The sequence below is a fragment of the Pseudonocardia sp. DR1-2 genome (genome assembly GCF_023717215.1).
Taxonomy (GTDB): domain Bacteria; phylum Actinomycetota; class Actinomycetes; order Mycobacteriales; family Pseudonocardiaceae; genus Pseudonocardia; species Pseudonocardia alni.
Genome location: NZ_JAMQOF010000003.1, coordinates 544238 through 562510, shown reverse-complemented (window position 1 = coordinate 562510; position 18273 = coordinate 544238). Strand labels below are relative to the sequence as shown.

Here is an 18273-nt window from a genome sequence, read left to right as displayed (position 1 = left end):
GCGCCGTGGCCGGTTCAGCCCGGGGTGGCGCGGAAGCCCGAGGCGACGGCGTCGAACAGGCCCGCGACGGCGTCCTCGGCGCGGCCGGCGGGGGAGGTCAGCTGCAGTACCCAGACCCCGCCGAGCTGGTCGCGGCCGGGAATGATGCGCATCAGCGTGCTGCGCTGCGCGCTGCCGCTGCCGGTGGTGAGCGCGACCTGGCTGGAGCCGTCGGGCAGCTGCTCGACCGGTCCGGCCTCGACCGGGTCGACGCCCAGCGCCTCGGGGGTGAGGGCGTCGGTGACGGCCCCGACCGAGGTCGCCGCCCGGACCGACAGCTCCTGACGGCCGTCCGGGCTGACGAAGCGGACGACGACCGAGCCGTCGGGGGCGGGCGAGCGGAACTGGGTCCAGCCGTCGGGCACCGGCACCGTGAAGCCGAGCGGGTCCGGGTAGGTGGTGCGCAGCGACCGGTCGGTGGCGACGGTGACCGTCGACAGCGGTTCCTGCCCGGCCAGCGCGCGGACCCCGGCGAACCCGGCGAGCGCGCCGAGCAGCACGATCAGGGCGCCGCCGAGCACCAGCGGGACGGCGCCGAGCACGGTGGTCGGGCCGGCCGCCGCGGTACGGGCGGGCGCCGCCCCCCGCGACGACGGGCGGGCCTGCCGGGGGCGCGGCGGCTCGGCGGGCGGCGGTGCCGGCGCGGGCACGGGGTCGGTCACCGGGACGCGGCCGTAGGTGCCGGTGCCGGTGGGGCCGACCGGTACGGGCGGGGGCGGTGCGGCGACCCGCGGCGGTGCCGGTGCCGGGGCCGCGCCGGTCGGTGCGGGCACCCGCGCCATCACGGTCGGCACGTCCGGGGAGCCGGGGAAGATCGGGTCGTCCGGGTCGGCGAGCAGCGGGCGCAGCCGGGCCCGGACCTCGTCGAGCGGCATCCGGCCCGCCGGCTCCTTGACCATCAGCCCGGCGATGACCTCGGCGAGCGGGCCGGTGACCGTCGGCGCGGGGACGGGACCGTCGACGACCTCGGTGATGGTGCGGACCGGGTCACCGTCGACGTCGTAGGGCGGGCGGCCCTCGACGGCGGCCCAGAGCGTCGCGCCGAGGCCCCACAGGTCCGCGGCCGGCGTGACCGGCTGGCCCGCGGCGACCTCGGGCGCGATGTAGGCGGGCGAGCCGAGCACGAGGCCCGCGGAGGTCATCGGCGCGTCGGACTCGTTGCGGGCGATGCCGAAGTCGGTGAGCTTGATCCGGCCGTCGTCGGAGATCAGGACGTTGCCGGGCTTCACGTCGCGGTGGGTGATCCCGGCCCGGTGCGCGGCCCGCAGCGCCGCCGCGGTGCCGTGCCCGACGACGCCGGCCTGCGCGGCGTCGAGCCTGCCCAGCTCGGTGATCGCCGCGGCCAGGTTCTTCGACGGCACCAGCTCCATGACCACCAGCGGCTCGTCGCCGCCGGAGTCGAGCACGTCGAAGACGGTCACGACGTTGGGGTGCGACAGCCCGGCCAGTGCCCGGGCCTCCCGCATGATGCGTTCCCGCAGCTCCAGCTTCTCCCCGGCCGGGATGCCGTCGGGGATCTTCAGCTCCTTGAGCGCGACGCGGCGGTGCAGGACCTCGTCGAAACCCGACCAGACGGTGCCCATCGCGCCGCTCCCGAGCGGACCGTCGACGCGGTACCGCCCGGCGAACTGTCGGCGCTGGACCTCGCCCTCGGGAACGGACACGGCGCCGATTGTTCCATCGTGCCCGCGCGGCCCGTCCCCGCACACCGTTCCCGGCCGGGATCGTCACCGCCGGTGCACAGCGGTGACGGTGTGTGACGACACTGGTCGTTCCGGGACGCCGGACGGCCGCCGCGGCGGGCCGGGCGTGCGGACGGTCACGGTCCGGTGGCGTTCCGGCCGCGGGTCGGTGTCGTCGTCCGGGGAGTTCCCCGTGACGGGCGTCCGAACCGCCGGTGAACGGCGAGGACGGCCGTTCGCCGACGGGAGGAACGGTCGCACGCGGCCGTTCACCTGGAGCGGTGAACCCGCTGGCAGCAGCTCGCCGACCCCTTGCCGCCCCGTGGCGTGAACGGACGATTTCGACTGGAACACCGCCGGACGGGTGAGCACCATCATGGGTGGTGGGAGACGACCGAACGCCGTCCGCGTCGACCGCGGACATGCGGGCCGTTCCCGCCGAGGGCCAGTACGAGGAGGACAAGGTGACTGCGCTGCAGACCCGCACCGAGCTCCCGGAGATCACCGATCCCGCGGTCGACGATCTCGGCTCCGGCACGGGTCCGGCCTGGCTGGAGTCGTGGATGCGGGCGCACAAGGGCGAGATCGTCGGCTGGCGCCGTGCGATCCACGCCCAGCCCGAGCTGGCCCGTCGCGAGCACCTCACGACCGCGCGGGTCGCGGAGACCCTGCTGCGGGCCGGTCTGGAGCCGCGCACGCTGCGCGGCGGCACCGGTGTCGTCTGCGAGGTGGGGCACGGCGAGCCGCTGGTCGCCCTGCGCGCGGACATGGACGCGCTGCCCCTGCAGGAGCAGACCGGTCTGCCGTTCGCCTCCGAGGTGCCCGGCGTCATGCACGCCTGCGGGCACGACGCGCACACCGCGATGCTGCTCGGCGCGGCGCTGGCGCTGCAGTCCGCGCCGTCGCTGCCCGGCCGGGTCCGGCTGGTGTTCCAGCCGGCCGAGGAGGTGCAGCCGGGCGGCGCGCTCGACGCCGTCGAACAGGGCGTGATGGAGGGCGTGCAGCGGATCTTCGCGCTGCACTGCGACCCGCGCCTGGAGGTCGGACGGCTCGGCACCCGGGTCGGGCCGATCACCTCGGCCTGCGACCTCATCGAGGTCCGGCTGACCTCCCCGGGCGGGCACACCTCGCGCCCGCACCTGACCGCCGACCTCGTGCAGGCGCTCGGGCTGCTGGCCACGCAGGTGCCGCTGCTGCTGACCCGCCACGTCGACCCGCGCTCGGGCACCGTCCTGACCTGGGGCGCGGTGCACGCCGGGGACGCGGCGAACGCGATCCCGCAGTCCGGCCTGCTGCGCGGCACCCTGCGCACCGCCGACCACGCCACCTGGACCGAGCTCGAGGAGAAGCTGCGGGCGCTCGTCGCGTCCGTGCTGGCCCCGACCGGTGTCGGCTACGTGCTCGACCACGTCCGCGGTGTCCCGCCGGTCGTCAACGACGCGGTGTCCACCGGGATGCTGCGCGACGCCGCGGTGACCGTCGGTGGCGAGGTCGCCGACGCGTCCACGGAGCAGTCCTCCGGCGGCGAGGACTTCGCCTGGTACCTGGAGCACTCCGCGGGCGCCATGGCGCGGCTCGGGGTGTGGTCGGGCACCGGCAAGCAGCGGGACATCCACCAGCCGACCTTCGACCTCGACGAGCGGGCCCTGCCGTTCGGGTCGCGGGTGCTGGTGCAGGCCGCGCTGTCCGCGCTGGCGCAGGCGGCCTCCTGAACCACCGTCTCCCGCGGTGAACGACGACGGCCCGGTCCCCTCGCGGGGGCCGGGCCGTCGTCGTCAGCCGGTGCGGCCGGTCAGGACTGGTTGCCGGGGGAGGACTTGCGGCTGGGCCTGCTGCGCAGCTCGTTGACGTAGTCGTCCGGGGCGCCCGCGGTCTCCGCGGCGTCGGCGATCACGCCCAGGTAGCGGGCCGACGGGTCCCCGCCCTCGTAGGCGTTCAGCACGTAGATGAACGCGAGGACGCTGCCGTCGAGGGTGGCGACGCGCAGCCGCAGCTTCTTGTGCATGCCCAGCTCGCCGCCCTCCCAGCGGTCGAGCTGGCGTTCGTCGTGCTCGGGGACGTCGTAGAGCACGACGAACACCTGCGAGCCCGGCTCCTCCACCACGGTGGAGAGCGCGCCCTCCCAGGTGTAGTCCTCGCCGCCGAACGTCAGCCGCCAGCCCTGGAGCCACCCGGTCCCGGCCATCGGCGAGTGCGGGGCGCGCTCCTTCATCTGCTCGGGGTCCATGTTCGACCCGTACGCGGCATACAGCGGCACGCGTGCAGGGTAATGGGGAGCCCGGCGGGGCCTCGACCCGCCCGGTCGTAACGATGGGACACGCGTACTGTGAGCCCCGTCGACGCCGGCGGGCGGGACCGCCTGCCGGTCCACCACCACCGACTTCTCCAGGGGGATCTCCCGTGACCCGCATCGTCATCATGGGCGGCGGACCGGCCGGGTACGAGGCCGCACTCGTCGCGGCACAGCACGGCAGCGAGGTGACCGTCGTCGAGCGGGACGGGATGGGCGGCGCCTGCGTCGTCTACGACTGCGTCCCCTCGAAGACCTTCATCTCCTCCGCGGCCGTCCGGGTCGACCTGCACCGTGCCGAGGACCTCGGCGTGCTGGTGGACCGCGGCAACTCCGCGGTCGACCTGCCCGCGGTCAACGAGCGGGTCAAGTCCCTCGCTCTCGCCCAGTCCGCCGACGTGCGGGCCCGGCTAGAGAACGAGGGCGTCCGGATCATCGCCGGCACCGCGCAGTTCGCCGGGCCCGCCGCGGCCCGCGCCGCGCACGAGGTGACCGCCACCCACGCCGACGGGACGGTCGAGGAGCTCGTCGCCGACGTCGTCCTCATCGCGACCGGGGCCACCCCGCGGGTGCTGGACTCCGCCCGCCCCGACGGCGACCGGATCCTGGACTGGCGCCAGCTCTACGACCTCGACGAGCTGCCCGAGCACCTGATCGTGATCGGGTCGGGCGTGACCGGCGCGGAGTTCTGCTCCGCCTACGTCGAGCTCGGGTGCCGGGTCAGCCTGGTCTCCAGCCGGGACCGGGTCCTCCCGCACGAGGACGCCGACGCCGCCGCCGTGCTCGAGGAGGTCTTCGCCGAGCGCGGCGTCGAGATCCTCGCCCACGCCCGCGCGGACTCGGTCGAGAACACCGGCGACGGCGTCCGCGTCACGCTGTCCGACGGCCGGGTCGTCGAGGGCTCGCACGCCCTCATGACCGTCGGGTCGATCCCGAACACCGCCGACCTCGGCCTGGAGAAGATCGGCATCGAGACCGACCGCGGCGGGTTCGTCCCCGTCGACAAGGTCTCGCGCACCTCCGAGCCGGGCGTCTACGCGGCCGGCGACTGCACCGGTGTGCTCATGCTCGCCTCGGTCGCGGCCATGCAGGGCCGGATCGCGATGTGGCACGCGCTGGGCGAGGGCGTGTCCCCGATCCGGCTGCGGACCGTCGCGGCGAACGTGTTCACCCGCCCCGAGATCGCGACCGTCGGGATCAGCCAGAACGCGATCGACTCCGGTGAGGTCCCGGCCCGCACCGTGATGCTGCCGCTGTCGACGAACCCGCGCGCCAAGATGCGCGGGCTGCGCCGCGGCTTCGTGAAGCTGTTCTGCCGCCCGGCGTCCGGCGTGGTCATCGGTGGTGTCGTGGTCGCCCCGGTCGCGAGCGAGCTGATCCTGCCGATCGCGATGGCGGTCCAGAACGGGCTCGGTGTGGACGACCTGGCCCACACCTTCTCGGTGTACCCGTCGCTGTCCGGGTCGATCACCGAGGCGGGCCGTCAGCTCATGCAGCACTCCGACCTGGACTGAACAGCTCCGCGAACCGGTCGCGCAGCTCGCCGTCGCCCGCGGGGGCGAGGGTGGACCACTCGGGTCCGCCGTGCGCGCCGGTCCCGCGGGTCAGCCGGTAGCGCCCTCGCGGCGTGTCGACGACGGCGACGTGCCCCGGCAGCCGCGACGGGCTGCCCCAGCGGTCGTGCCGGACGGCACAGATCTGTGCCCGGTGCGCGGGCCCGGCGAGCAGCGGCGCGAGCCGGGCGCGCTGCTCGCCGTCCCCGTCCGTGCCGGGGTCGGTGTGCGCGTCCGCGTCGAGGAGGCGGGCCAGCTCGGCGGTGGGCAGGGCCACGGCGGGCCCGGGCCCCGGCGCGCGCCGGGGCAGGACCGACACCGCGGCGTGCGCCGGTGAGCCCGCCGCGGTGACGGTGACGGCTCCGCCGGTGTGGACGGCGAGGACGCCGTCGCCGTCGCGCTCGGCGGCGACCGCGCGTAGCGGCCCGTCGTCGAAACGGCCGCGCACCTCCAGGTGACGGTCGGGACGGGCGAGCAGGGCCAGCAGCCGTACCAGCGCGGGGTCGGGTCCGGCCGGACCGGCGAGGCCGCGGGCGCGCAGCCCGCCGACGCCGGCCGCCACGACCCGGCGTCGTTCCTCGCGGGTGCGCCCGGGGGAGGGCAGCCGCAGCGCCACCGGGGTGGGGCCGAGCCCCAGGTGTTCCCAGACGACGTCGAACTCGGCGCCGGTGAGCACGAACGGCACCGACGGGGTCCAGGGCGCGGGCTCAGCCACGGCCCCTCCAGCGGGCGTCGGGGCGCAGGACGCCGGGGTCCGGTCGGGCATCGGGCTGCTCCGGGGGGTCGTCGGGGGCGGCGTGCTCGTCGGCGACGAGGCGCCAGGCCGGGGTGCGGGGGTCGGCGGGCGCGCCGACGGTCGCCGCGACCGGGAGTGGGGCGGCCGGGACCGCGCCCACCGGTACCCCGGCGGGGGTGACGGCCGGGTCGCCCGGTGCCGGCGTCGGCGGCGGGGCGTGGCGGGCGTGGGTGACGGCGCCGTGGGGCGCCGGGCCGTCGGGGTGGGGAACGGCGAGGTCGCCCGTGGTGACGCCGTGGTGGACCGGGCTCCGGGGACCGTCGGGGACTCCGGGGGCGGCACCGCCGCCGGCTCCGTCCGGGGACGGTCGGTCGCTCGTGGTCGCACCGGGAGCGGGGCCTGCGTGTGGCGCGGGGCCGCCGTCGGTCGCGGTGTTCCCGGTGGCGCCGTCCGGGACGGGGCCACCGGGGGTCGGCGGCGCCTCACCGTCGGCGGCCGGGGCGCCGCTGGGGGCGCGGGTGCCGCTGGTCGTCGCGTCGCCGGAGGGCGGGCGGTGCTCGGCCCCGCTCGGCGGCCGGTCACCCGGCGGCTCCTGGGCGACACCGCCGGACGGTGTCCCGTGGCCGACCGCGTCGCCGGGCCGCGGGCCCTCAGCGGGGGTGGCGTCGCCGCCGGGCCCCTCCGGTCCCGGTACGGCGTCGTCGCCGGCCCGCGAGCCGTGCTCCGGCGGCAGGTCGCCGGAGGGGTGTGCGTCGCGCCCGCGTCCGTCCCGGGCCTGCCGCTCCCGACGGATCGTCGCGCCGATCAGGATCCCGGCCCCGCCGAGCGCTCCGCCCGCGAGCACCGCGGCGGTCACCGCGGTGCCGCCGCCGCCGGGGTCCGCGCCGCCGACGCCGCCCGGGACGCCCGCGCCCGCGGGGGACGCCGGACCGGCCGGGAGCTCACCGGTGCCGGGGCCGGTGTCCGTGCCGGGTGCGCCGGGCGTGCCGGTGCGGGGGGCATCGGTCGAGGGGGCCGGCCCGGGGGAGGGCCCGCCGACGTCGATCGGCCGCGCCCCGGGCACCCCGGCCCGTCCGTTCCCGGTCAGCACCGCCGCGGTGATCCCGCCGAAGCCGATCCCCGCGAACACCGTCGTCCCCGTCGCGGCGCCGCCCGCCGGGTCCGGGGCCGGGTCCGCGTCGCCGCCGGGGCCGGGCGGGGGCCCGCCGGGCGACGGGGCCGGAACGGCGGGGGAGGCGGGGGCGGTGCCCTCGTGGGTGACGACCGGGGACGCACCCCACCCGGTCCACGGGGCGCCGGTGACGCGGGTGTCGTCGTCGTAACGGACCATCAGCTCCGCGGCCCGGCCGGCCGAGTTGCCCGCGGCGAGGTCGGCGGCCGCCCAGTCGTCGAGCAGGGCCGGGCCGGTGGGTGCGGTCTCGGGCGGCGTCGGCGCCACGGCGGCAGGCATCCGGGCCCGGAGGTCCGCGGCGAGCCCGGCCTGGGCGGCCAGCGCGTCGGCGGTGCGGCCCGCGTCGGCGGCGGCGGAGACGACCCAGCCGTCCAGTGACCCGAACGCCCCGGTGACGCCGTCCGCGGTGCGGCCGGACCATCCTCCGGGCAGGTCACGGACCTGCCCGGCCAGCTCGCGGTGGACGTCGGTGAGCGCGGCGGCGGCGTCGCGCCACGCCCGCTCCGCCCCGGCCGACGCCGCGGGGCCCGGACCGGCCGCCACCATCGCGACGATCTCGGCGTGGCTCAGTCCTGCCCAGCGCGGCGCGGTCACCGGGCACCCCGGTTCAGCGCGTCCGTCGTCGACTCCTCGGTGCGGGTGTAGGCACGCCCGGTGGCACCGGCGGCGTCGCGGGCCCGCAGCAGCTCCGCGTGCAGCGTGCGCAGCCGCCCGATCGCGGCGTCGGGGCCGTCCGCGGCGTGCACGGCGTAGCGCGCCGCGGCCTCGGCGCTGGCCGGATCCCCCAGCCACGGCTCGACCCGGCGGGCGTCGGCGTCGAGGGTGCGGAGCGCGACGGCCAGCCGGGACGCGGCCCGGTCGAGCGCCGCCGCCGCCCCGGCCGGGGCGGCCGGGTCGACACGCAGGTCCGGGTGGATGTCGGGCACGTCGGCCTCCGGTGCGGACGGGCGGATCACGGACGGGCGCACGCTAGGCCCGCACCGGCCGTCGCCGCGGCGGTTCGCCGCGGAACGGTCGCGATCGCGAAGCCCGCACACGACGACACCCCCGTCCGCACCGGTGGTCACCGGCGCGGACGGGGGTGTGTGTCGCGGTCAGGCCGCCGTCACCTCGGCCGGCTCCGGGACCTCGACCGGGGCGCACCCGCGCAGCGGGCACGGCGGTGGGGCCCAGGACCGGGGCGTCCCGCCGAGGGCGGGAACGGTCCCCGCGAACGGCCACCGGCCTGCGAAACGCTGCAGGTACCAGTAGACGAACAGGTGGTCCGGTTCCTCCGGGTCGGAGACGAACAGCGCACGCTCGCCCAGGTCGGTGACCCAGGCTGCGTAGTCGTTCGCCACCTGCCCCGGTGGGCGCGAGGCCCGCCGGGTCAGGAGCCAGTCCTCAGCCCGGGTGCGCCAGGTCGCCAGCGCGGTCGGGTGCAGGGTGGCCCCCGGGAGCTCCCGGAGGTTGGCGGTGAAGGTGCCGATCAGGACCCCGTCCGCGCCGTACGCGGAGGAGGCCAGGGTGAGCAGGGAGTGCGGGCCCGGGATCGGGCCGTCGGTGTGGACGTGCGTCGTGACGTGGAACGTCGTCGGCGCGATGTCGAGCTCTGGGGGCATGACGGATCCTGTGACGTCTCGGTCGAACTGGGACGGCTCACGGCGCGGCAGGGCCTGCGTGGTGAGCGGATCCGCGGCGCGGTACTCCGCGTGGCGGTAGTTCCGGGCCCCGTGGATCGGGCACACGGGTCGGCTGTGGAGTTGTGACGTTGCGTGCCGCGGGCGCCGGACGGCGTGCGTGACACGCCGGGAACGCTAGAACGGCGCGACGTGCCGGTCAACGGGCGGTGACCTGGTCGGCACAGCGCGTTCCGCGGCACGCGGCTGTCGACGTGCGGGCGACGGGGCCGGGCGGACCGCCTCAGCCCTCGCCCGCCAGCCGCCCCAGCACGACGACGTCGACCCGCTCGCCGTCGACGGTCCACGCCTCCCGCAGCCGCCCCTCCGGCACGAACCCCAGCGCCGCGGCGACGGCGGCCGAGGCCCGGTTCGGCTCGGCGTGCATCCAGGTGACGCGGTGCAACCCGAGCCCGCCGAAGGCGAAGCGCACCACCGCCCCGGCCGCGGTGCGGGCCAGGCCGCGTCCGCGGGCGCCGGGCAACGTCCAGCAGCGCAGCTCGGCGGTGCCGTGGGTGATGTCCAGGTGCTCCAGGGTGATCTCGCCGAGCATCTCCCCGGTCGTCGGCTCGGCGACCGCCCAGGCACAGCGGGTGCCGCGGGCCCAGCCGTCGATCCGGTCCGCGACGTGCGCGGTCACCTGCTCGTCGAAGTCCGGGGCGGCCGGGTCCGGACGGTTGCGCCAGCGCCGGATCTCCGGGTCCCGGCAGGACGCGGCGACGGCCGGGCGGTCGTCCACCCGGCCGTCGTGTCGTGGTCCGCGCAGGTACCACGTCCCGGCGTTGATCTCGACCGGGTCGAGCACCGGGCCGGGAGCGGGGACGGGCACCTGGTCCAGGGGACTCAGTCCTTGATCTCGCAGATGACGGTGCCCTGGGTGACCGAGGCGCCCTGCTCCGCGTCCAGGCCGGTCACGGTGCCGGCCTTGGTCGCGGTGACCGGGTTCTCCATCTTCATCGCCTCGAGGACGACGATCAGGTCACCCACCTCGACGGTGTCGCCCTCGGAGACCGCGACCTTGATGATCGTGCCCTGCATCGGCGCGGTGACGGCGTCGCCGGAGGCCTTCGCCCCGCCGCCGCCCTTGCCGCCGCGCTTGCGCGGAGCCGCCTTGGCCGCGCCGCCGCCGTTGCCGCCGCCGCCGAGGGCGAGGTCACCGGGCAGCGAGACCTCCAGGCGTCGCCCGCCGACCTCGACGACGACGGTCTGCCGCTCGCCGGACTCGTCGTCGGCACCCGCGCCGCCCTCGAACGGCGGGACGGTGTTGTCCCACTCGGTCTCGATCCAGCGGGTGTGCACGGTGAAGTCCTCGAGGGTCTCGGCGGCGTAGGCCGGGTCCTCGACGACGAGACGGTGGAACTCGAGCACGGTCGCCATGCCCTCGACCGTGAACTCGCCGAGTGCGCGACGGGCCCGCTGCAGCGCCTGCTGCCGGTCGCTGCCCCACACGATCAGCTTGGCCAGCAGCGAGTCGAACTGCCCCCCGATGACCGAGCCGTCCTCGACGCCCGCGTCCATCCGGACGCCCGGCCCGGCCGGGTACCAGATCCGCTCGACGGTGCCCGGCGCCGGCAGGAAGTTGCGCCCGGCGTCCTCGCCGTTGATGCGGAACTCGATGGCGTGCCCGCGCGGCTGCGGGTCGTCGTCGAAGTCCAGCTCCTGGCCCTCGGCGATCCGGAACATCTGGCGGACCAGGTCGATCCCGGTGGTCTCCTCCGAGACCGGGTGCTCGACCTGCAGACGGGTGTTCACCTCGAGGAAGGTGATCATGCCGTCCTGGCCGATCAGGAACTCGACGGTGCCGGCGCCGTAGTAGCCGGCCTCCTTGCAGATCGCCTTCGAGGCGTCGTACAGGGTCGTGCGCTGCTCGTCGCTCAGGAACGGCGCGGGCGCCTCCTCGACGAGCTTCTGGAAGCGGCGCTGCAGCGAGCAGTCCCGCGTCCCGACGACGACGACGTTCCCGTGCTGGTCGGCCAGCACTTGGGTCTCGACGTGGCGCGGCTTGTCCAGGTAGCGCTCGACGAAGCACTCGCCGCGGCCGAACGCCGCGGTGGCCTCACGGACCGCGGACTCGTACAGCTCGGCGATCTCGGAACGCTCGCGGGCGACCTTCATGCCGCGCCCGCCACCGCCGAAGGCGGCCTTGATCGCGACCGGCAGGCCGTGCTCGTCGGCGAAGGCGATGACCTCGTCCGCGTCCTTGACCGGGTCCTTCGTGCCGGGCACCAGCGGGGCGCCGGCCTTCAGGGCGATGTGACGCGCGGTCACCTTGTCGCCGAGATCGCGGATCGACTGCGGCGACGGGCCGATCCAGGTGAGCTCGGCGTCGATCACGGCCTGGGCGAAGTCGGCGTTCTCCGACAGGAAGCCGTAGCCGGGGTGGATCGCGTCGGCACCGGCCTGCTTCGCGGCACCGATGACCTTCTCGATGTCGAGGTAGGACTCGGCGGCGGTCGAGCCGCCCAGCGCGAAGGCCTCGTCGGCGAGCCGCACGAACATCGCGTCCCGGTCCGGGTCGGCGTAGACGGCGACGCTCTGAAGTCCCGCGTCCTTCGCTGCTCGGATCACGCGGACGGCGATCTCTCCCCGGTTGGCGACGAGCACTTTGCGCAGTGCGGGCACGGTCGAACTCCTCCGGTCACGGCGCCGGCCCGATGCTCCGGCGCAGGGTTAGGCGGAGTGTAAGAGCAGAGCCGCCGGAAGTTACCGGTGGGGAATGTGGCGATGGCAACGTCATCACCCGTCCGAGGGCCCCGACCTCGACCCCGATCGCTCCGGTCGTGACCGGTACCACCATCGGGACAGGCGGTTCCGGGGTCGCGGGGCGGTGTGGCCGTCGTAGTGCAGCGCCGCCTCGCGTGCGGCCAGCTCGCGCCGCGCGCCGGCACCGAGCCGCCCGGCGGCCGCGAGCTCGCGGGCCAGGTCCCAGCCCTCCCGCTCCGGGCCGTAGGGGGCGACGCCGTCGAAGCGGGTGTCGAACCGGGCCTGCCAGTCCGCCCCGGCGTCGACGGCGAGCAGCGGCCACGCCGCGGCGACGAGCCCGGCCCGCTTGCGCAGCAGCGCCGCCCGGGTCGCGGCCAGGCGCGCCGCGTCGAACCCGGCCGGGTCCGTCCCGCCGGCGACGAGCGACGCCACCAGCTCGGCCTGCCGCCGCGCGAGCCCGTCGCTCACGTCGGGCCCGGCCCGTCCGCGGGGGGCGCCGCGACCGGCCCGGCCCCGCGCCCGGCGCCCGCACCCGCCCGGCACGGTGCCGTGTGCCCGGCCGCGGCCGCGACGGCGTCCAGCTCCGCGCGCAGCACCGCGGCGGGCGGGTAGCGGCCGTCGCGTTCCAGCATCACCGGTGGCGGCACCGGCAGCTGCGCGATGGTGTGGGTCAGCAGCGCCAGCACCGCGTCCGGGACGGGGTCGGTGTGGGTGTCGTGCAGCAGCCCCGCCGCGTCGGCGGCGTGCCCGGCGACGTGGCAGTAGGCCACCGCCCCGGGCGGCAGCCCGGCGAGCAGCGCGTCGACGTCCGCCCGCGGGTCACGGCCCCGGTTGCGGGCGTTGACGAACACGTTCGCGACGTCCAGGAGCAGCGGCGCCCCGGTCCGGTCGTGCAGCCGGTGCAGGAAGCCCGCCTCGTCGAACTCGTCGCCGGGCCAGTCGAACAGGGCCGCGATCGGCTCCAGCGCCAGCGGGACGTCCAGCTCCGCGCGGGTCGCCGTCACGTTGGCGACGAGCACGTCGAGCGCCTCGCGGGTGCGGGGCAGCGGCAGCAGGTGCCCCGCCTCGATCCCGCCGGCCCGGGTGAACGCGATGTGCTCGCTGACCAGCGCCGCACCCGTCGCCGCGGCGCAGGCCGCGAGGTGGGCGACCCTGCCCGGGTCGACGCCCTCGGGCGAGCCGGGCGACAGCCGCACCCCGTGCACGACGACCGGCCTGCGCAGCAGCGACGCCGGCACCGCGTCCGGGCGCAGCGACTCGGCGATGACCTCGTGGAACGCGAGACCGTCGACGTCGTCGAGGACGGCGGCGACAGCACTGCGCCAGCCGACCCCGGTCCCGCCCGGGACACCCGTCATGTCGCCACCTCCGCCCGTACGAGCCGTCCCCGCAGCTTCACACCCCCCACGGTGCAGCTGCGGGGACGGCAGATCCGGTTGCCCGCGCGGGCTCAGCCGCCGCAGCCGCCTCCGCCGCCACAGCCCCCGCCGCCTCCGCCGCAGCTGCTCCCGCCGCTGTCACCGCCGGACCAGCCGACGACGCCACCGCCGTCGGAGGATCCGCCCCCGGTCGCGGCGGGCGCCCCACCGAGCGTGGCGAGCTTCTGCGCGGCGAGCTCCTCGGCGAAGGCGGGCTCGGCGGCCAGCATCGCGCCGACCCCGAACGCACCGACCGACAGCGCGGCCGCGGCGGGTCCGACGGCCGTCCAGTCCGGGCGCATCGACGGCGACAGCGCGTCGTTCCGGGACCGGACGACGGTGAGCGCGGCGTCCCCGGCCCGGGTCCGGTCGGGCACCCGCGTCGCGAGCACCGTGGCGAACACCGCGGTGGCGGCGACGAGCGCGAACAGGAACCCGACCGGGCGCCCACCGCCCAGACCGGCGGCGATCCGTACCGCACCGGCGAGGGCGAGCACCCCGACCGGCCAGGCGGTCGCCCGGTAGCGGACCCGGTCGGCCGGGGACAGCAGCAGCCCCGCGGTCTCCAGCCGCTGCGCGGCCCGGGCCAGCTCGGTGCGGACCGGCTCGTGGGTGCCCAGCATCCGGCCCGGGGTCAGCCGCTGCGCGGAGCGGTGGATCGCCCGCTGCAGCGCCGACGCGCCGTGCCCGGGGACCCGGCCCGCCCGCACCTGGCCCGTGGTGCGGCCGGAGGTGACCAGGCTGCCGTCGACGTGCATGGCCGACAGGGCCGCGTACACGGCCAGCTCGGGGCCGCCGTTGAGGTACGCGACGTCCTCGGGCCTGCTACCGAGGGTGCGGGCGCCGCGCGGATCCCCCTGCGCGATCGTCCGCCGCCGGCGCAGCACGATCCCGGAGACCAGGACCAGCGCGACGACGTAGGCGACCAGGAAGGTCTGACCCGGGATGCCCCAGGTGTCCCCGGTGAGGTTCGTGCCCATCTCCACCACCCCCTGCGGTGAGCGACACTTCGTCGTTCGAAGCAGTGTGCGCCCGCTCACCCCGACCGGGTGACCGATTTGAGGTGGACTTGAGGAAGGAGCGCGGACGACGACAGCCGGGGTCACCGACGGTGACCCCGGCTGTCGCGGGAGTGAGTGTGCGGGCTCAGGCGGTCGCGGCCCGCACCTGGTTCTTGATGCGCGCCAGCATCGCCGCGATGCCGCGCAGCCGCAGCGGGCTGACGGCCTCGGCGAGGCCGAGGTCGGTGTAGAAGTCGTCCGGCACGGCCAGCACCGCCGCGGCGGGCTGCCCGTCCAGCCCGGTCACCATGATCGAGGCGAACCCGCGGGTGGTCGGCGCCTCCTTCGGCGCGGAGAAGAACAGGTGCACCGGCCGCTCACCGCCGTCCTCCACCTCGACGGCGAGGAACAGCGGCGACTGGCACTCGTGGACCTGCTCCATGGTGTCCGCGCTGTCGGCGTAGCGCTCGGGCAGGTCCGGCAGCTCCTGGGACAGCTCCAGCAGCAGCTGGAGACGGTCCTTCGGGCCGACCGCGGCGAAGTCGTCGACCAGCTCGGCGAGATCGGGGGGCAGGGTGCCCGGGTCGGTGGAGCTCACGCGGACCCGCGCTCCTCGCCCTGCACGATCGGCACGCGCACGGCGTTGCCCCACTCGGTCCAGCTGCCGTCGTAGTTGCGGACCCGGTCGAAGCCCAGCAGGTAAGTCAGCACGAACCAGGTGTGGCTGGAACGCTCGCCGATCCGGCAGTAGGCGACGACGTCGTCCGAGGCCGACAGCCCCTGCTCCTGCTCGTAGATCGCGGACAGCTCGGCACGGCTCCGGAAGGACCCGTCCTCGGCGGCGGCGCGGGCCCACGGGACGCTCGCGGCGCCCGGGATGTGCCCGCCGCGGACCGCGCCCTCCTGTGGGTAGTCGGGCATGTGCAGCTTCTCGCCGGTGTACTCCTGCGGGGACCGCACGTCGACCAGCGGCCTGCCCAGGTGGGCGAGGACGTCGTCCTTGAAGGCGCGGATGCCGGAGTCGTCGCGCTCGACGACCGGGTAGTCGGCCCGGGCCGGGGTGGGCGCGTCGGTGACCATCTCGCGGCCCTCGGCGACCCACTTGGACCGGCCGCCGTCGAGCAGCCGCACGTCGGCGTGGCCGAACAGGGAGAACACCCACAGCGCGTAGGCGGCCCACCAGTTGTTCCGGTCCCCGTAGACGACGATCGTGGTGTCTCGGCCGATGCCACGCTCGGACATGATCTCGGCGAAGCGGGTGCCGTCGACGTAGTCCCGGGTGACCGGGTCGTTGAGCTCGGTGTGCCAGTCGACCTTCACCGCGCCGGGGATGTGCCCGGTGTCGTAGAGCAGGACGTCCTCGTCCGACTCCACGACCACCAGACCGGGGTCCTTCAGGTGCTCCGCCAGCCAGGCGGTGGTGACCAGGCGCTCGGGGTGCGCGTACTCGGCGAGCTTCGGGTCGGGGTCGTGTCCGACAGTCATGGCCGCAGGGTAACCGCGTGCCCCGACACCCACACGGCGGTCAGGACCGTGGCGTCCACAGATCGACCACCGACACCCCGACCGCGCCCAGCAGACGGCGCAGCAGCGGCAGGCTGATCCCGATCACGTTGGACGGATCGCCGTCGATGCCCTCGACGAACCAGCCGCCCAGCCCGTCCAGGGTGAACGCGCCCGCGACCTTCAGCGGCTCGCCGGTGGCGAGGTAGGCGTCCAGCTCGGCGTCGGTCGGCTCGGCGAAGCGCACCCCGGTCCCGGCGTGCCCCTCGGCCTCCTGCGCGACCGCTCCGCCGGCCAGGCGCAGCACGGCGTGCCCGGTCAGCAGCTCGCCGGTGCGCCCGGCCATGGCCTTCCAGCGGCGCCGCGCGGTCTCCGCGTCGTGCGGCTTGCCGACCAGCTCACCGTCGACGAGCAGCATGGAGTCGCAGCCCACGACGACGCCGTCACCGGTCAGCCGGCCGGCGACGGCGGCGGCCTTGGCCGCGGCCAGCAGCGTCACCTTGCGCGCGGGGTCGGCGTCGGGGTGCGCGGCGAGCAGGGCGTCCTCGTCGACGTCGGAGACCTCCACGGCGGGATCGGCCCCGGCGGCGCGCAGGACCGACAGGCGGGCGGGGGACGCGGAGGCGAGAACCAGGCGCACGACGCCGGACGCTACCGGCCCGCCACCGCGGAGCCGTGGTCCGCCGCCGGGCCGGCGGTCCGATCCGGCCCGGCGACGCGGTGCAGACGCAGCGCCAGGTGCAGGTGGAAGCGGCCCTCGGGGGTGCGCCAGTCCGGTCCGAGCAGGTCGTCGACGCGTTCGAGGCGCTGGCGCACGGTGTTCGGGTGCACCGACAGCGCGTCGGCGGCCGGGGCGAGCAGCTCGCCCGCGGCGAACCAGTGCCACAGCGTCTCGGCCAGCCGGGTGCGCCGGCGCCGGTCGTAGTCGAGGACCGGGCCGAGGTGGCGCCCGACGATCTCCCGCGACGTGGTGCCGGTCCGGTCCCGGATCACCGCGCCGACCGCGCCGAGCGAGGCGAAGTCCGCGTGCCCGGTGGTGCGGCCCAGGGCACGGGCCGCCGCGGCGACGTCGGCGGCCTCGGTGTGCGCGCGGCGCAGGTCCGACGGCCCGCCCGAGGGGCTGTGCGCGGCGCCGACGAGCGACGGCGTCCCGGCCGCGGCGAGCCCCTCGGCGACGAGCGGTGCCGCCCCGGGCCCCGTGGGGCCGGGGCCGGTCGTCCCGGCGGCGATCACGCACACGTGCCCGTCGTGCACCGACACCAGCCAGCGGCCCGCCCCGTCGAGCCCCCGGACCGCCCGCGCCGCGGTCACCGCACCGGCCGGGTCGACGTCGACGACCAGCACCGTCGCCGGGGCGTCGGGGGAGAGGCCGTACTGCGCGAGCCGGGTCCCCAGCGTCGGCCGCGGCGGGACCCGGCTGTCGACGAGCTCCTCGACCAGGGTCGTCTGGGCGGTCTCGTCGGCCTGGGCCAGTGCCCGCTCGACCAGCAGCGCGACCGTCATGAACGCCGAGGCGTGCGCCAGCCGGGCGACGGCGTCGTCGTCGGCGCCCTCCATGACCAGGGTCGCCAGGTGCTCGCCCGCCGTGGTGATCGCGAGCAGCGCGTAGGTCCCGCCGCCGGGCAGGTGCGCGATCGCGACCCCACCGGCCTGCTGGGAGGTGCGGACCGCCGACCGCAGCCGCCACCCGGCCAGCTCCTCGGGGGTGAGCAGCCGTCGTCCCGTGCGCAGCGCCCCGGACGGGTCGTGCAGCGAGAGCGGGTGCCCGACGGCCTCGGCGAGCACGGCGAACACCCCCGCCGCCTCGGCGGTGGAGCCGGCCATCGCCCCCATGAGGCGTTCGTCGAGGTGCAGGAGGTGTTCCAGGCGCAGCCGGGCGCCGGGGTCGGAACCGTCGTCGCGGGTGGTGCGCAGGCGCCGGATCTCCTCGCCGCGCCGGGTCTGCTCCAGCGCGACGGCGGCCTGCACGGCCATGTGCTCCAGCGCGGTCCGGGCGGCCGGTCCGAGGGTGCGGGGTCCGCGGTGGGCCACGAGCAGCGCTCCCACGACCCGCCCGCCCAGGCGCATCGGGGCGCCGGCGATGGCCCGCACCCCCTCGCCGCGCACGATCGTGTCGATCCCCGACAGGTGGTTGAGCGCGCGGTCGGCCAGGTAGTCCGCGGTGGCGACCGTGCCCGCGCCGGCCGCCGCGCGCCCCAGCACACCGGTGCCGAACGGCATCCGGATCGCGCGGTACTCCGGCGTGCGGACGCCGTCGGTCAGCTCGATGTAGGTCGTACCGGAGTGCAGGTCGTTGAGGCTGAAGTAGGCCATGTCCGCGCCGAGCAGCGCCCGGGTGCGGCGCAGAACGGCGCCGAGCATGACGTCGCGGTCGCCGACGTTCGCGAGGTCCAGCGCGGTCTGCCCGACGGCCTGGAGGATCGCGTCCTGGCTGGGCTCGGGGAACGGCGGAGCCGGCTTCATGCGCCCGACCCTATGTCTGTCCGCGCCATGTCCTGCGATCAAGACAGGCGCATACG

The 18273-nt window shown here is 76.4% G+C and carries 17 protein-coding genes; 2 read left to right on the top strand and 15 right to left on the bottom strand.

The window, feature by feature from the left end; translation table 11 throughout:
* Window positions 1–14: 14 nt before the first annotated feature.
* Window positions 15–1703, bottom strand: coding sequence for a serine/threonine-protein kinase (locus ND486_RS11415; RefSeq protein WP_251784331.1), 1689 nt, complete (start codon window positions 1701–1703; stop codon window positions 15–17).
* Between the two features lie 440 nt (window positions 1704–2143).
* On the opposite strand from ND486_RS11415, the gene ND486_RS11410 reads away from it, so the two are divergent.
* Window positions 2144–3433: an amidohydrolase gene (locus ND486_RS11410; RefSeq protein WP_251784442.1), complete on the top strand. Its 1290-nt coding sequence runs from the start codon at window positions 2144–2146 to the stop codon at window positions 3431–3433.
* Window positions 3434–3513: 80 nt separating this feature from the next.
* On the opposite strand, the gene ND486_RS11405 is transcribed toward ND486_RS11410, so the two are convergent.
* Entirely contained in the window at window positions 3514–3978 is a 465-nt protein-coding gene (locus tag ND486_RS11405) for a gamma-glutamylcyclotransferase (RefSeq protein ID WP_062397641.1), read from the bottom strand.
* Window positions 3979–4121: 143 nt separating this feature from the next.
* On the opposite strand from ND486_RS11405, the gene ND486_RS11400 reads away from it, so the two are divergent.
* Window positions 4122–5525: an NAD(P)H-quinone dehydrogenase gene (locus ND486_RS11400; RefSeq protein WP_208826268.1), complete on the top strand. Its 1404-nt coding sequence runs from the start codon at window positions 4122–4124 to the stop codon at window positions 5523–5525.
* On the opposite strand, the gene ND486_RS11395 is transcribed toward ND486_RS11400, so the two are convergent.
* From ND486_RS11395 to ND486_RS11335, 13 genes are all read right to left on the bottom strand, one after another.
* Window positions 5500–6279 (bottom strand): ESX secretion-associated protein EspG, encoded by a 780-nt coding sequence (locus ND486_RS11395; RefSeq protein ID WP_251784330.1) that lies wholly within the window; start codon window positions 6277–6279, stop codon window positions 5500–5502. The genes ND486_RS11400 and ND486_RS11395 overlap by 26 nt on opposite strands.
* Window positions 6272–8065: a hypothetical protein gene (locus tag ND486_RS11390; RefSeq protein ID WP_251784329.1), complete on the bottom strand. Its 1794-nt coding sequence runs from the start codon at window positions 8063–8065 to the stop codon at window positions 6272–6274. Before ND486_RS11390 ends, ND486_RS11395 begins: the two co-directional genes overlap by 8 nt.
* Window positions 8062–8427: a hypothetical protein gene (locus ND486_RS11385; protein WP_251784328.1), complete on the bottom strand. Its 366-nt coding sequence runs from the start codon at window positions 8425–8427 to the stop codon at window positions 8062–8064. Before ND486_RS11385 ends, ND486_RS11390 begins: the two co-directional genes overlap by 4 nt.
* A 138-nt stretch (window positions 8428–8565) precedes the next feature.
* On the bottom strand, window positions 8566–9072 hold the full coding sequence (locus ND486_RS11380) for a hypothetical protein (protein WP_251784327.1): 507 nt from the start codon (window positions 9070–9072) through the stop codon (window positions 8566–8568).
* A gap of 301 nt (window positions 9073–9373) precedes the next feature.
* Window positions 9374–9958, bottom strand: coding sequence for a GNAT family protein (locus ND486_RS11375; RefSeq protein ID WP_308215836.1), 585 nt, complete (start codon window positions 9956–9958; stop codon window positions 9374–9376).
* A 14-nt stretch (window positions 9959–9972) separates the two neighbouring features.
* Window positions 9973–11751 carry an acetyl/propionyl/methylcrotonyl-CoA carboxylase subunit alpha gene (locus ND486_RS11370; RefSeq protein WP_251784326.1) on the bottom strand — a complete coding sequence of 593 codons (1779 nt, stop codon included), beginning with the start codon at window positions 11749–11751 and terminating at the stop codon, window positions 9973–9975.
* A 114-nt stretch (window positions 11752–11865) separates the two neighbouring features.
* Complete coding sequence (locus ND486_RS11365; protein WP_251784325.1) at window positions 11866–12300, bottom strand: hypothetical protein; 435 nt, start codon at window positions 12298–12300, stop codon at window positions 11866–11868.
* On the bottom strand, window positions 12297–13190 hold the full coding sequence (locus ND486_RS11360; protein ID WP_251784324.1) for a DUF692 family multinuclear iron-containing protein: 894 nt from the start codon (window positions 13188–13190) through the stop codon (window positions 12297–12299). The genes ND486_RS11365 and ND486_RS11360 overlap by 4 nt, the downstream gene beginning before the upstream one ends.
* Window positions 13191–13282: 92 nt before the next feature.
* Window positions 13283–14230 carry a TIGR04222 domain-containing membrane protein gene (locus tag ND486_RS11355; RefSeq protein WP_251784323.1) on the bottom strand — a complete coding sequence of 316 codons (948 nt, stop codon included), beginning with the start codon at window positions 14228–14230 and terminating at the stop codon, window positions 13283–13285.
* 166 nt (window positions 14231–14396) lie between these two features.
* Window positions 14397–14849, bottom strand: a complete 453-nt coding sequence (locus tag ND486_RS11350) for a SufE family protein (protein WP_208821761.1) — start codon at window positions 14847–14849, stop codon at window positions 14397–14399.
* Complete coding sequence (locus ND486_RS11345) at window positions 14846–15736, bottom strand: sulfurtransferase (RefSeq protein ID WP_062397623.1); 891 nt, start codon at window positions 15734–15736, stop codon at window positions 14846–14848. Before ND486_RS11345 ends, ND486_RS11350 begins: the two co-directional genes overlap by 4 nt.
* A gap of 40 nt (window positions 15737–15776) precedes the next feature.
* Window positions 15777–16394: a Maf family protein gene (locus ND486_RS11340; RefSeq protein ID WP_251784322.1), complete on the bottom strand. Its 618-nt coding sequence runs from the start codon at window positions 16392–16394 to the stop codon at window positions 15777–15779.
* Between the two features lie 11 nt (window positions 16395–16405).
* Window positions 16406–18217, bottom strand: coding sequence for a helix-turn-helix domain-containing protein (locus tag ND486_RS11335; protein ID WP_251784321.1), 1812 nt, complete (start codon window positions 18215–18217; stop codon window positions 16406–16408).
* Window positions 18218–18273 lie beyond the last annotated feature (56 nt).